Genomic DNA, 13,488 nt, shown 5'->3' with positions numbered 1-13,488 from the left:
CGAGGGCGGTCGCGCCGCCGGGACCGAACGGGTGAACGCCCGCTCTGACGGGCTCGCCGCGGTCCCCGGCGTGCGGGGCGCCGGTCACCGCGGCCACCTCCCGTCGCCGCGGTCGACGGGCCGGCGCCGGCCCTCGGCGGCGAGGGCCGCGTCGGCGGCGGCGTGGCCGCTGCGCACGGCTCCCTCCATCGTGGCGGGCCAGCCGGTGGCCGTCCACGCGCCGGCCAGCAGCAGGCCGGGGACGGCGGTGCGCGGGCCGGGCCGCACTGCCGCCGTGCCCGGGGCCGGGTCGAAGGTGGCGGTGCGCTCGCGGGTGACGAAGAAGTCCAGCACCTCGGCCCCGCCGGCGGCGGGCAGCAGCCGGGCCAGCTCCGGCAGGTAGCGGCGGCGCAGCTCGGCCACCGGCAGGTCGATCTCGTCCTGCACCGCGGACTGCGACAGCGCCAGGTACTGGGCCCCGGGGTGGGCGGCGCCGAGCGCGGTACCGGCCAGGCCGGAGTGCGCGCTGCGGTCGAAGACCCACTGGATCGGCGAGCCGAGGGCGGCGAAGAACGGCCTGCGCAGCACCCGGCGGTCGTAGATCACGTGCACGTTGAGGATCGGCGCGGTGCCGAAACCGGCGAGCCGCTCCTGTCCGGCGACGGCGTCCGGCGGCAGCAGGGCCGCCGCGGTGTCCTGGGCGCCGGCCAGCACCACGGTGTCGGCGGCGAGCGGCTCGTCGACGCCCTCCAGCCGGACGGCGTGCTGCGGGACGGCCGGCTTGAGCTCCGCCACCCGGGCGCGCAGCAGCACCTTCACCCCGGCGCGCTCCAGCTCGGCGAGCGCCCGGTCGTGATGGATCACGCCGAGCGGGACGGCGGCCGTGCCGATGTCGGAGGCCCCGGGATCGGAGAGCAGCCCGGTCTTGAACACCATGGCCGCGAGCGCCAGCGACACCTGGTCGGCCCGGGCGTTCAGGGTGGCCACGCCGACGAGGTCCCACAGCGCGGCGAGGGTGCGCTCGTTCTGGCCCTGGCGGCGCAGCCAGTCGCCGAAGGAGACCGCGTCCAGCGCCGGGTCGGCGAGGTCCAGGCGGCGCAGCGCGAGGGCGCCGCGGACCACCCGGGCCCGGTCGGCCGGGCTCAGGTGCGGGTAGCGGGCCAGGCTGCCGGCCAGGTGCAGCGGCACCGGCAGCGCGGCGCGCTCCAGCCGCCCGAGGGTGCGCACGGGCGCGTCGGCGGGCCCGGAGACCCCCAGCACGGGCACCTCCAGGCGGTCCTGGAGGTGCACCAGCCGGTTGGCGCCCAGCCGCTCCAGCAGGCCCCGGTAGGCGGTGCAGCAGCGCAGGTAGACGTGCTGGCCGTTGTCGACGGTCAGCTCGCCTCGCTGGAAGGAGAAGGCCAGCCCGCCCAGCCGGGGGCGGCCCTCGGCGAGGGTGACCCGGTGGCCGGCCTCGGCCAGCCGCAGGGCTGCGGTGATGCCCGCCAGACCGCCGCCGACCACGACAGCGGCCGGGCGCGCGGCGTCGGCTCGCCCGGTCATCGGCTCTCCCCCTCGCGTCCCGCGCCCGGGCCGGTCGTGGCCGGAGCGCCCGTGGTCATTGCGGTCGGACCCGGGAACAGCTCGGTCGGATCCGGCACAGCCGTCAACAGGGCTCTACCCAGAAGTGATTCCCCGCTGACACAGCGTGACAGAACTGTGGCAAGAATCAAGAACGCCCCCCGGCGAGCCCGGAAAGCGCCACATACGCCTTCTCCCAGCCCGGCAGCGACACCCGGCCGCGCAGCACCGACTCCGGGTCGGCGGCGATCCGGCCGAGCAGCCGGTGGTAGATGCCCGCCATCGCGGCGGTGCAGGCCCGGCTGCGGCGGTCGAGCATCGGCAGCAGCCGCAGGCCCTCCTCGAAGGCCTGCTGGGCGCGGGCCGCCTCGAAGGAGATCAGGCCCGTGAAATCGGCGCCGACCGGCGGCCGGGGCTGGGCGAAGCCCTCCTGGCAGCCGAACCGCACGAGGTCCTCGGTCGGCAGGTAGGTGCGGCCGTTCAGGGCGTCCTCGCGCAGGTCGCGCAGGATGTTGGTGAGCTGGAGCGCCAGGCCCAGGGTGTCCGCGTACCGGGCACCGCGCTCGGGGTCGTCGCAGCCGTAGACGCCGAGCGACAGCCGCCCGATCGCCCCGGCCACGCACCGGCAGTAGACCTTCAGCTCCTCGAACGTCTGGTACTCGGCGCCCTTGAGGTCCATCTCGACCCCGTCGATCAGCTCGTCGAAGCCGCCGAGCGGGATCGGGAAGCGCCGGGCCGCGTCCGCCAGCGCGACCTTGATCGGGTCGGTGTCGTCCTCCGCGACCGAACCGGCCCGGATCTCGTCGAGCAGCTCGCGGGTGCGCAGCAGGGCCTCGGCCTTGCGGTCGTCCGGGAGGTCGCCGTCGCCGATGTCGTCCACCCGGCGCGCGAGGGCGTACAGGGCCGACATGGCCAGCCGCTTCGGCTCCGGCAGCAGCCTGATGCCGTAGCTGAAGTTGCGGGCCTGCAGCCCGGTCACTGCCTCGCAGTACCGGTACGCCGCCATGACGGGCGCGGACGCCAGTGGTGATGCCGCCACTCGGGCGTTCACCTTCCCTTCGCGAAAATGGCCGCCGCCCTCGCTGCGAGACGGCGCTTGTCCGGCTTCGGCTGCTGGGCGAGCACGTCGTACCCGGCGTCCTCGACGGCCGCCAGGGCCGCGTAGCCACCCGCGGTGAATCCCGCCAGGAGCAGTCGAAGCCTCCCCCGAACCGTACCTACCAACGGCGCACCTCGGTCGAGCAGGGTGCGGGCACGGTCCACCTGGAAGGCGATCAGGCGGCGCACGGCGGGGCCCGCGCCCGGCGCGGCGAGGTCCTCCTCGGTGACGCCGAACCGCTCCAGGTCCTCGGCGGGCAGGTAGATCCGGCCGCGGGCGAGGTCCTCGGCGACGTCCTGGAGGTGCTCGACGATCTGCAGGGCGGTGCAGACGGCGTCGGACATCGCGACCCGCTCGGGGGTGGAGACGCCGGCGATGGACAGCACCAGGCGCCCGACCGGGTCGGCGGAGAGCGTGCAGTAGCCGAGCAGGTCGTCGTAGGTGGCGTAGCGGTCGGTGGTCTGGTCGACCCGGTTGGCCTCGATCAGCCGGCGGAACGGCTCCGGGCTGAGCCCGTGCCGGTCGACCAGTGGGACCAGCGGGCGCAGCAGCGGGTGGCGGGGGGCCTCGGCGGCCGTGGAAGGGGCGAGGGCGGTCTCGAAGACCCGGTCGAGGTCGCGCTCCAGGCCGTCCAGCAGGGCGAGCCGGAAGGCGGTCTCCTGCGCGCCGGGCCGGTGCGGGCCGGCGGGCCCGGCCGCGGGGGGCGGGGCGGGCGTGCCGAGCAGGGCGGCGGTGCCGACCGGGTCGGCGAGGTCGCCGTCGCCGGCGTCGTCCACCAGCCGGGCGAAGCCGTAGACCGTCATGAGGTCGTCGCGCCACGCGGCGGGCAGGAAGAACGGGGCGACCGGGAAGTTCTCCGCGCTCGCCTTGGCGAGGGTCGCCGCTCCCGCGGCGCCCTCGGCCGGGGACTCACTGTTGGGCTGGGCCGAAGCCGACACTGCTGTCACTCCCCCGTTCTACACCGCTCCGGTGATCGGCCCGAGTCGGACACGCGTCCGATCACGGGAGTCACGTCCGGCACACCACCCCCGCGCCTACAGCCTGACACCAACGCCCGCGCCGGAGAAGAGCGCCTCACCCGGCGCACGGGGCGCTCACCCGGGCGGCGGCGGGCCACCCGGGGCACGGCGGGGCGGGCCGGGGGCGCACGAACGACGGCGGGGCCGGGCCCGGATTCTGCTCCGGGCCCGGCCCCGCCGCTCGGTCCTGTGGCGCCCCGCGCCCGTCCTGCGCGGAGCCGGGCCGTCCTGTGCGCCGCTACGGGCGCTCGCCGCGCTCGTAGCGGCGGACGACCTCCTCGGTCGGCCCGTCCATGACGAGCTCGCCGGCCTCGATCCAGATGGTCCGCTCGCAGGTCTCGCGGATCGACGCGTTGTCGTGGCTGACCAGGAAGACCGTACCGGCCTCCTCGCGCAGCTCCGTGATCCGCTTCTTGCTGCGCTTCTGGAAGGCCTGGTCACCGGTGGCCAGCGCCTCGTCGATGAGCAGCACGTCGTGGGTCTTGGCCGCCGCGATCGCGAAGCGCAGGCGGGCGCCCATGCCGGAGGAGTAGGTGCGCATCGGCAGCGAGATGAAGTCGCCCTTCTCGTTGATGCCCGAGAAGTCGACGATGTCCTGGTAGCGGCGCCTCACGTCGGCCGGCGACATGCCCATGGCCAGGCAGCCGAGGACGACGTTGCGCTCACCGGTCAGCTCGTTCATCAGCGCGGCGTTGACGCCGAGCAGCGAGGGCTGGCCGTTGGTGTAGATGCCGCCCTTCTCGGTCGGCAGCAGGCCGGCGATGGCCGCCAGCATGGTGGACTTGCCGGAGCCGTTGGAGCCGATCAGGCCGATCGCCTCGCCCTTGTACGCGGTGAAGCTGACGCCCTTCACCGCGTGCACCTCGCGTACGCCGGACCCGCGCTTGCGGCTGATGATCCGGCTGAGCGCCGAGGTGGCGCTGCCCTTGCCGGAGCCGGCGCCGTGCACCCGGTAGACGATGTGCACGTCGTCGACGACGACGGTGGGCTCGCGGGCCACGTCCGCGTCGAAAACCTTGCGGCGCGGGGCGGCGTCCTTCAGGTCCTTGGTCAGATCGGTCCCTCGCACGTCGGTGTCAGCCACGGCCGTACTCCTCCTCAGCCTTCCAGAAGAAGACGTATCCGATGACCAGCATGCCCACACCCCAGGCGATGCCGTACTTCCACTGGTGCGGCGGGAACTCCAGGAACTGCTGCTGGTGCTTGTTGTAGATGACGGGTGCGAGCGCGTGGCGGACCAGGTCGATGTAGACGGAGGCCGGGTTGAGCTCCATCACCTTCTGCCAGAACTCCGGCCACTCCTTGATCTTGTCGGTGATGCTGTACATGACGCCGGAGAGGAACAGCCAGGCGCGCATCGCGAACGGGATCAGCTGGGAGATGTCGCTGGTCTTGGCGCCGACCCGGGCGAAGATCAGGGCGACACCGGTGTTGAACATCGACTGCAGCACCAGCGCGGGGACCACCAGGATCCAGGTCCGGCCGGGCTCGACGCCGTTCAGCAGGACCACGGCGAACAGCACGACCATCGAGATCAGCAGCTGCTGGAGCTGGATCACGGTGAACGCGATCGGCAGCGAGGCGCGCGGGAAGTGCAGCGCGCGGATCAGCCCGAGGTTGTCCGCGATCGCCCGGGTGCCGGACTGCACGGCGTTCTGGGTGAACTGGAAGATGAAGACGCCGATGCAGAGCCAGGCGACGTAGTACGGGTTGTCGTCCTTGTTGCTCAGGATCTCGCCGAAGACCAGGTAGAACACCGCGCAGTTCAGCAGCGGCGTCACGACCTGCCAGATCTGACCGAGCTTGGCGTCGGTGTACTGGGCCACCAGGCGCGCGGTGGCGAAGGCCCAGATGAAGTGACGGCGGGCCCAGAGCTGCTTGCTGTAGGCGAACAGGCCGGGCCGTCTGCCGCTCACGGTGAGACCGTACTTGTCCGCAAGCTGCTTGGGGGTCAGGCCCGCGTCCGCCCCCCTCGGGGCTGAGAGGCTGACGGGTTCACTCACTGTCGACACATTCGTCCTTCGGGCGGGATCGTCGGGGCGGGCCGGTCGGCGGGGGTCCGCCGGCCTTGCGCCGATGGGGATCCACTCGGATCTCGGGGGGAGTGTGGCCGGTGTGTGGTCACCGGCCATGACGACCGTCCTACCGTACGGTCGTCGGACGGATCAGATGACCGGCGGTCGGCCCAGCCTGGTCAGGCGCCACACGGTACGCCATCGCATGGGCCGCCGCGCACCGCAGGGTTCGCGCCAGCCCGCCTTGAACCCGCCCAGCCAGGCCTTGAACGCCTCCGGGGAGGGCCGCCGGGCCAGCGTGAGCAGGAACCAGGTTCCCAGGTATAGAGGCACCAACAGGGCCGGAAGGTTCCGCCTGGCGAGCCAAACCCTGTTCCGGGCCACGTTGTGGAAGTACGTGGCGTGCCGGGCGGGCGAGGTCGTGGGGTGGTGGAGCACCACGTCGGCGCGGTAGTCGATGGCCCAGCCGGCGTCCAGCGCGCGCCAGGCGAGGTCGGTCTCCTCGTGCGCGTAGAAGAACTCGCCGGGCAGCTGGCCGGCGTTCTCGAACACGGCGCAGCGCACCGCGCTCGCACCGCCGAGGAAGGTGGTCACCCGGGAGGAACGCAGCGGGTCGCTGGCGCGCAGCCGGGGCACGTGCCGGCGCTGGGTGACGCCGGTGTCCGGGTCGGCGATCCGGAAGCTCACGATGCCGAGCTCCGGGTCGGCGGTGAAGGCCTCGCGCAGCAGGCGGGCCGAGTCGGTGCCGGGCAGCCGGCCGTCGTCGTCCAGGAACAGCACCGCGTCGACGTCCCGGCCGTCGGGGCCGAACAGCTCGATGCCGACGTTGCGCCCGCCGGGGATGCCGAGGTTCTCGGGCAGCTCGACCGAGCGCACGCCCTCCGGGAGCGGGGGCATCGGGACGCCCTGGGCGACCACGGCCAGCTCGACGGGCGGGCCCTGCTGGGCGCGGACCGACTCGATCAGCGCGGTCAGCTCGGCGGGGCGGTTGCCCATGGTGATGATGACCGCGCCGAGCCGGAAGGCGTCGGCGCCGGTGGCGCTGGTGGGCACGGTGCTCCCCGTCGTCTCGGTCCCCGTTGTCGTCGCTGCCGTCGCTGCCGTCGGCCCGGTCGCGGCCCCGGCCGGTCCGGCCCCCGTCGCGCCGCTCACCGGAGCCTGCTCGACAGGACGATGCTCAGCAGGTGCAGCACGGTCTGCAGCATGGCGATCGCGGCCAGCACGACCACCGCGATCCGGGTGAAGAACAGGCCCCCGTGGACGACGTCGGCGACGCCCGCGGCCAGGATGAACAGCGAGGCCTCGACCGCGCCGACCAGCCGGTGGAACTTGAGGAGCGAGGCGGCCCGGCGGGCCCTGGCGACCCCGGCCGAGCGCGGCACCGAGGCGCTGTCCTCCACCGCCGTCATGCCGCTGCGGGCCCGGGCGACGTCGACCAGGTCGGTCTCCGACTTGATCAGGATCGCGCCGAGCGCGGCCAGGGTGCCGAGGAACGCCCACTCCCAGTGCGCGGCGGAGCCCTCGCGGTGGAACAGGTCGGTGGCGCGCAGGCCCAGGCCGGTCAGCAGCGCCGCCTCGGACATGTAGTGGCCGACCCGGTCCAGGTAGACGCCGGTGAGCGAGGTCTGCCGGCGCCAGCGGGCCACCTCGCCGTCCACGCAGTCCAGCAGCAGGTACAGCTGGATCAGCAGGGCCGCCAGCACGGCGCCCGCGATCCCCGGCACGACCAGCGCGGCACCGGCCAGGATGCCGGTGACCATCATCAGGTAGGTCAGGCCGTTGGGCGTGATCGCCGTCACGGTGGACAGCACCCGGGTGATCCGCAGCGAGATCCGCCGCATGTAGAGCCGGCCGGCCCAGTGCTCGGCGCTGCGGCGCTGGAGCATGCCCTCCGGGTGGATCACCGCGCGCAGTTCCTCGATCGAGGGCCGGCGGGTCAGGTCCACCGGCGGCGGCGTGGCCCCCGGGGCGGAGCGGTCAGCTGTTGACGGCTTGGACATAGTCGGCGTACGCGTCCCTGATTGCGGAAGGGGAGAGGTCGAGGTGCTCGAGGATGGTGAAGCGGCCCGGCCTGGTGTTCGGAGCGTAGTGCACCGCCTCGGTGAACTCCGCCTCGGTGAAGCCGATCTGAGCGGCGGTCACCGGCAGTCCGTGGTGCGCCAGGCGCTCCGCGATCAGGCCGGACAGCTCACGCTCGCCCCGCAGGAAGCTGGCGAAGGCGGCACCGAGGCCGACCTGCTCGCCGTGCTGGGCGGACCGCTTGGGATACAGCACGTCCAGGGCATGCGAGATCTCGTGGCAGGCGCCCGACGAGGGCCGGGTGCTGCCCGCGATGTTCATCGCGATGCCGGACAGTACCAGTGCCTCCGCGAGGGCCGTGAGGAAGCCCCTGTCCTGGAGGTTTCCCGGGTGGCGCAGCAGGTTCTCGCCGGCCGAGCGGGCCATCGCGACGGCCAGCCCGTCGACCGGCTCGCCGGTCTCGGCGTGCGACAGCTCCCAGTCGGCGCAGGCCGAGATGTTGGAGACGATGTCGCCGATGCCGGCCGCGACGAAGCGCGGCGGGGCGCCCGTGATCACGTCCAGGTCGATCACGATGCCGATCGGGCTGGGCACCCCGTAGGAGCCGCGCCCGGCGTCGTTGTCGAGGGTGGAGACGGGCGAGCAGATGCCGTCGTGGGCGAGGTTGGTCGGGACGGAGACCAGCGGCAGGCCGATCCGCGCGGCGGCGTACTTGGCGACGTCGATGATCTTGCCGCCGCCCAGCGCCACCACGGTGTCGTAGTGGCCGCCGCGCACGCCGCCGCGGATCTCGTCCGCGAGCCGGACCGCGCTGTCGAGGCTGCCGTCCTCGACGCTGTACCAGTCGGCGCCGGGGAGCGCCGGCTCCAGCCGGGCGCGCAGCACCGAGCCCGAGCCGTTGCTGATCGCCACCGCGATCCGGCCCGAGGCGGACAGCCGCTGGTCGGCGAGGATGCCGCCGAGCGCGTCCAGCGCGCCCGGGCGGATCTCCACGAAGACCGGTGACGGCACCAGCCGGGTCAGTACTGGCACGCGATCTCCCGCGCCTTCGCCAGGTCGTCGTGGTTGTCGACCTCGACCCAGGAGACCTCGCCGATCGGCTGGACGTCGATGCGCAGGCCCCGGTCGACCATCTCCTGGTAGCCGTCCTCGTAGTACAGCTGCGGGTCGCGCTCGTAGGTGGTGCGCAGGGCGTCGGCGAGGTCCGCGGCGGCGGACGGGTTGATCACGGTGACGCCGATGTACTCGCCGGTGGCCTCGGCCGGGTCCATCAGCTTGGTGATGCGGCGCATGCCGGCGGTGGGGTGGACGACGACCTTCATCTCCTCGTCGGCGAGCCGCTTCACCGTGTCGAGGGCCAGCAGGATGCCGGGCGCGCGGCCCTCGGCGGTCAGCCGGGCGTTGCCGTCGAGCACGGTGCGCTGGACGGAGGCCGGGTGGACGGTGTCGCCGTTGGCGAGCAGCAGGCCCTCGGTGAAGAGGTCGCGGGCGCACCAGAGCGAGTAGGCGTTGTTCCACTCCTCCGCCTTGTCGTTCTCGACCAGGGTGAGCTTGACGCCGTACTTCCGCTCCAGGGCGTCCTTGCGCTCCTCCACCGCCTCCTTGCGGTAGCCGACCACGATCGCCGCCTCGCGCAGGCCGACCTCGGCGAAGTTGCCGAGGGTGAGGTCCAGGACCGTCCGCTCCCCGTCGACCGGCACCAGTGCCTTGGGCAGGGTGTCGGTGTACGGGCGCAGTCGGCGGCCGGCGCCGGCTGCCAGAACGAGGCCGATCATGCGGGGTCTCCTGATCCGTCGTGCGGTGCGCGGCCGCGCGCGGCTACCGGGAGTCTCCGGGTGACCGGCGATGGCGCGCCGGGGCCGCCGAGATGCGGCCGCGGTGTCCTATGTGATGGTAGGCGACCACGACGACCAGCCCGTACGCGGCCGGAGCGTCGAACACAGATCGAACACATTCCGAACAGTTCTGCGAGTGGGACGGTCCTCCCCGGCCCCGGGCACCCACCGTCCCACCGGGATGTGCGTGGGACCTCTGCACGGTGCCACCCGTACGGCAGACTGGGGCGCGACGCCACCGGTGCGAGCCGTGGTCGCTCCCCGTGCTCCCGAAGTGCTCCCGAAGCTGCCGAAAGAGGCCTCATGCCCCAGAGTCTGCCGACCGACCGACCCACCCACCTCGCCCCGAAGACCGGAGCGGACGCCCCCACCGGGGCCGCCCCGTCGCTGGACACCGGCCTCGACACCGGCCTCGACGTGGAGACGGACGTGGACACCGCGGCACCCGCCGGCGGCGTGCCGGAGGAGATCCTGCTGGAGCTGGTCGACGACGAGGGCGTGACGATCGGCACCGGCGAGAAGCTCTGGGCCCACCAGCAGCCCGGCCGGCTGCACCGGGCGTTCTCGGTCTTCCTCTTCGACCGCCAGGGCCGGCTACTGCTCCAGCGCCGGGCGCTCGGCAAGTACCACTCCCCCGGCGTCTGGTCGAACACCTGCTGCGGCCACCCCTACCCCGACGAGCAGCCGTTCGTGGCCGCCGCCCGGCGGACCGCGGAGGAGCTGGGCGTCGCCCCGGCGCTGCTCTGCGAGGCCGGCACGGTCCGCTACGACCTGCCGGACGAGGCGTCCGGGCTGATCGAGCGGGAGTGGAACCACCTGTTCGTGGGCCTGGTCACCGGGCCGGTGCGGCCGGACCCGGAGGAGGTGGACGACTACGCCTTCGTGACCGCCGAGGAGCTGCGCGCGCTGGAGGCGGAGCGGCCGTTCTCGGTGTGGTTCCGGACCGTCTTCGAGGCCGCCCTGCCGGGGATCCGCGAGGTCGCCGGCAACTCCTGGTAGGCCGCCCGCCCGCCGCCGGGCCGCTCCGGCCGCCGCCCGGGCCGTTCCGGCTTCCCGCCCCGGCCGGGCAGGGCAGGGCCGTTCGGGGTGGGTCAGGGCCGTTCGGGGCAGGTCCGGTCGGGGCCGGCCCCCCGGGGGAGCGGCAGCGAGGCCCAGATGACCTTGCCGCCCTCCCCCGCCTTCTCCACGTCGCACACCCCGCCGGCCTGCAGCGTGACGCTCTTCACCAGCAGCAGTCCGCGCCCGCCGGTCCGCCCGGTGTCGGCCACCAGCGCCTTCGGCCGGTACGGGTCGCCGTCCTGGACGGCGACCCGTACCCATCCGCCGCGCACCGTCAGCTCGGTGGTCACCTCCGGCGACAGCTCGGCGGCGTGCGTCACCGCGTTGCCGACCAGCTCCGAGACGATCAGCAGCAGGTCGTCCACCAGCTCCTGGTAGCGGATCTCCGCCAGACCCTGGGCCAGCAGCCGGTCGCGCACCGCGTGCCGGGTGCGCGGCACCGAGGCCTGCTCGGCGGGCACGGTGAAGCGCCACACCCCTTCGGCGGGGCCGCCCCGTGCCGCCGCCCCTTCCTCGCTGATCCGCTCCACGTCCAGCCGCCCTTCGTCCGCGACCCCGGGAATGAGGCGTTCCGCTCATGGCGTCCTCGGTGCACAGAGGCTAGGAGAGCCGCCCCCGCGGCCGGGGCACCGTCGACAAGTTGCCCGTGTCGGACCGCCCCTGCCCGTTCCCGACCGTTCACCGTCCGCAACCCGACCGTCTACCGCCGTCGAACCACCGCTTCGCGCACACCGGCGATCCATCCCGCTGCCCCGCACCATCCCCACCGGGGAAACGAAGGTGAGAAGCACGCCGAAACCCTGGTAATGTTCTCTCTGTCGCCGAGGGGGCGAGCAAAAATCCCCCGGAGCACACACCCCGTCCGGGTGGCGGAATGGCAGACGCGCTAGCTTGAGGTGCTAGTGCCCTTTATCGGGCGTGGGGGTTCAAGTCCCCCCTCGGACACCATGAATTCCCCGTGGGAACTCGCAAGAGTTCCCACGGGGAATTTCTTTTTTCCGGAGCCCTTTCCGGGCGGTTCCTCGACCTTTCCCCGGCTCCGCCGTCCGGGCGAGATGGTTCGGACACGAGATGACAACGATCGGATGCTTTGGGGAGCATTTGAGGGTCATCTGAGGTTTCGCCCGATTTGGCCGTCTAGGCTGTCTCCGTTTGTCCGGAGAGCCACGTGAGCCATGAGACAGAGGACCGATACGGTGAGTGAACCCGAGTCGACGACGGCATCCCATCAGCACTACCGCCGCTCGCTCGGCACGATCAGCCTCACCGCCGTGGGTCTGGGGTCGATCATCGGGTCCGGCTGGCTCTTCGGGGCCGAGCGGGCGGCACGACTGGCCGGGCCGGCGTCGATCGTCGCCTGGGTCATCGGGGCGGCCGTCGCCCTGACCATCGCGCTCACCTACAGCGAGCTGGGGTCGATGTTCCCCAAGGCCGGCGGCATGGTCCGGTACGGGCAGTACTCGCACGGCTCGCTGGCCGGCTACCTGGCCGCCTGGGCCAACTGGATCGCCATCGTCTCGGTCATCCCCGGCGAGGCGACCGCCTCGGTGCAGTACATGAGCTCCTGGGACTTCGAGTGGGCCAAGGGCCTGTACGACGGACGGGAGCTGTCCGTCAGCGGCGTGGCGCTGGCCAGCGTGCTGCTGCTGGTGTACTTCGCGTTGAACTGGTTCGCGATCACGCTGTTCGCCAAGACCAACACCGCGATCACCGTGTTCAAGATCGTCGTGCCCACGCTCACCGCCGGCGCGCTGCTGTTCGCGCACTTCGACACCGAGCACTTCACCGACCACGGCGGCTTCGCCCCGAACGGCTGGAGCGCGGTGTTCACGGCGGTGGCCGTCTCCGGCATCGTCTGGGCGTTCAACGGCTTCCAGTCCCCGCTCAACCTGGCCGGTGAGGCCCGCAACCCCGGCAAGTCGCTGCCCAAGGCCGTGATCGGCTCGATCCTGATCGCCCTGGTGATCTACGTCGCGCTGCAGATCGCCTTCCTCGGCGCCGTCCCGACCGCCGACCTGGCCAACGGCTGGGGCGGCCTCGGCTACACCTCACCGCTCGCCGACCTCGCCGTCGCCTGGGGCCTGAACTGGCTGGCGCTGCTGCTCTACGCGGACGCCTTCGTCTCCCCCAGCGGCACCGGCATGATCTACGCCGCCACCACCTCCCGGATGATCCACGGAGTCCAGGAGAACGGCCACCTGCCGTCCGTCTTCGGCAAGGTCGACCGCCGCACCGGCATCCCGCGCCCCGCGCTGGTGCTCAACCTGGTCGTCGCCTTCGGCTTCCTCGCGGTCTTCCGCGGCTGGGGCTCGCTCGCCGAGATCGTCTCGGTGGCCACCGTGATCTCCTACATCACCGGCCCGGTCGCCGTGATGGCGCTGCGCCGCCTGGCGCCCGAGCTGCCGCGCCCGGTCCGGCTGCGCGCGATGCCGGTGATCGCCCCGGTCGCCATGATCTTCGGCTCGCTGGTGCTCTACTGGGCCCGCTGGCCGCTCACCGGCAAGGTCATCCTGCTGATGGCCGCCGGCCTGCCGATCTGGGCCTGGTACGAGCTGCGCAAGCCGTTCGCCGAGCTGAAGCCGCACCTCAAGGCGGGCGCCTGGATGATCGCCTACCTCTTCGTGATGGCCGGCGTCTCCTGGGCCGGCTCCGCCGACTTCGGCGGCCACGGCTACCTGCCGGAGGGCTGGGACCTCCTCGTCGTCGCCGTGATCGGCCTGGCCTTCTACGCCTGGGGCGTCCGCAGCGCCTGGGCCAACCCCTCCCTCGCCGCCGTCAAGCGCGAGATGCTGGAGACCGACACCGCGCCGGCGCCCACCCGGGAGAGCGCCGCGGTTCCCCAGGCCTGACCACCACGCCACATGCGAAAGCGCCGGCCGGACCCCCTCCGGCCGGCGCTTTCG

At 72.8% G+C, this 13,488-nt stretch carries 12 protein-coding genes and 1 tRNA gene; 3 read left to right on the top strand and 10 right to left on the bottom strand.

All coding sequences use genetic code 11. The features are described 5' to 3' along the window. Positions 1-84 precede the first annotated feature (84 nt). From hpnE to ABT238_RS09155, 9 genes are all read right to left on the bottom strand, one after another. Positions 85-1,521, bottom strand: coding sequence for a hydroxysqualene dehydroxylase HpnE (gene hpnE / locus ABT238_RS09195; protein ID WP_350563862.1), 1,437 nt, complete (start codon positions 1,519-1,521; stop codon positions 85-87). Between the two features lie 166 nt (positions 1,522-1,687). Continuing rightward, on the bottom strand, positions 1,688-2,545 hold the full coding sequence (gene hpnD, locus ABT238_RS09190; protein WP_350564043.1) for a presqualene diphosphate synthase HpnD: 858 nt from the start codon (positions 2,543-2,545) through the stop codon (positions 1,688-1,690). Between the two features lie 41 nt (positions 2,546-2,586). Beyond that, positions 2,587-3,576 carry a squalene synthase HpnC gene (hpnC, locus tag ABT238_RS09185; RefSeq protein WP_350564044.1) on the bottom strand — a complete coding sequence of 330 codons (990 nt, stop codon included), beginning with the start codon at positions 3,574-3,576 and terminating at the stop codon, positions 2,587-2,589. Positions 3,577-3,895: 319 nt separating this feature from the next. Continuing rightward, positions 3,896-4,699: an ABC transporter ATP-binding protein gene (locus tag ABT238_RS09180; protein WP_350756332.1), complete on the bottom strand. Its 804-nt coding sequence runs from the start codon at positions 4,697-4,699 to the stop codon at positions 3,896-3,898. A 34-nt stretch (positions 4,700-4,733) separates the two neighbouring features. Next, positions 4,734-5,669, bottom strand: a complete 936-nt coding sequence (locus ABT238_RS09175) for an ABC transporter permease (RefSeq protein WP_350563864.1) — start codon at positions 5,667-5,669, stop codon at positions 4,734-4,736. A 153-nt stretch (positions 5,670-5,822) separates the two neighbouring features. After that, positions 5,823-6,668, bottom strand: a complete 846-nt coding sequence (locus ABT238_RS09170; protein ID WP_350756330.1) for a glycosyltransferase family 2 protein — start codon at positions 6,666-6,668, stop codon at positions 5,823-5,825. Between the two features lie 152 nt (positions 6,669-6,820). After that, the gene (locus tag ABT238_RS09165; protein ID WP_350564048.1) at positions 6,821-7,558 is read right to left on the bottom strand and encodes a CDP-alcohol phosphatidyltransferase family protein; all 738 of its coding nucleotides are present in this window, start codon (positions 7,556-7,558) and stop codon (positions 6,821-6,823) included. Positions 7,559-7,649: 91 nt separating this feature from the next. Further along, complete coding sequence (locus ABT238_RS09160; protein ID WP_350563867.1) at positions 7,650-8,723, bottom strand: iron-containing alcohol dehydrogenase family protein; 1,074 nt, start codon at positions 8,721-8,723, stop codon at positions 7,650-7,652. Further along, positions 8,711-9,466, bottom strand: coding sequence for a phosphocholine cytidylyltransferase family protein (locus ABT238_RS09155; protein WP_350563869.1), 756 nt, complete (start codon positions 9,464-9,466; stop codon positions 8,711-8,713). Before ABT238_RS09155 ends, ABT238_RS09160 begins: the two co-directional genes overlap by 13 nt. Before the next feature lie 363 nt (positions 9,467-9,829). Here ABT238_RS09155 and idi point away from each other — a divergent pair, with 363 nt between their 5' ends. Further along, positions 9,830-10,525, top strand: a complete 696-nt coding sequence (idi, locus tag ABT238_RS09150; RefSeq protein WP_350756296.1) for an isopentenyl-diphosphate Delta-isomerase — start codon at positions 9,830-9,832, stop codon at positions 10,523-10,525. A gap of 92 nt (positions 10,526-10,617) precedes the next feature. On the opposite strand, the gene ABT238_RS09145 is transcribed toward idi, so the two are convergent. Further along, positions 10,618-11,115 (bottom strand): ATP-binding protein, encoded by a 498-nt coding sequence (locus ABT238_RS09145; RefSeq protein WP_350563874.1) that lies wholly within the window; start codon positions 11,113-11,115, stop codon positions 10,618-10,620. 330 nt (positions 11,116-11,445) lie between these two features. On the opposite strand from ABT238_RS09145, the gene ABT238_RS09140 reads away from it, so the two are divergent. Together ABT238_RS09140 and ABT238_RS09135 are read left to right on the top strand one after the other, a co-directional pair. Next, a tRNA-Leu gene (locus tag ABT238_RS09140) sits at positions 11,446-11,533 on the top strand. A gap of 248 nt (positions 11,534-11,781) precedes the next feature. Continuing rightward, on the top strand, positions 11,782-13,434 hold the full coding sequence (locus ABT238_RS09135; RefSeq protein ID WP_350563876.1) for an APC family permease: 1,653 nt from the start codon (positions 11,782-11,784) through the stop codon (positions 13,432-13,434). Positions 13,435-13,488: the final 54 nt, after the last annotated feature.

The sequence above is a fragment of the Kitasatospora sp. NPDC001527 genome, from assembly GCF_040298605.1.
Classification (GTDB): Bacteria; Actinomycetota; Actinomycetes; order Streptomycetales; family Streptomycetaceae; genus Kitasatospora.
This window is presented reverse-complemented; position numbering and strand designations above follow the sequence as displayed.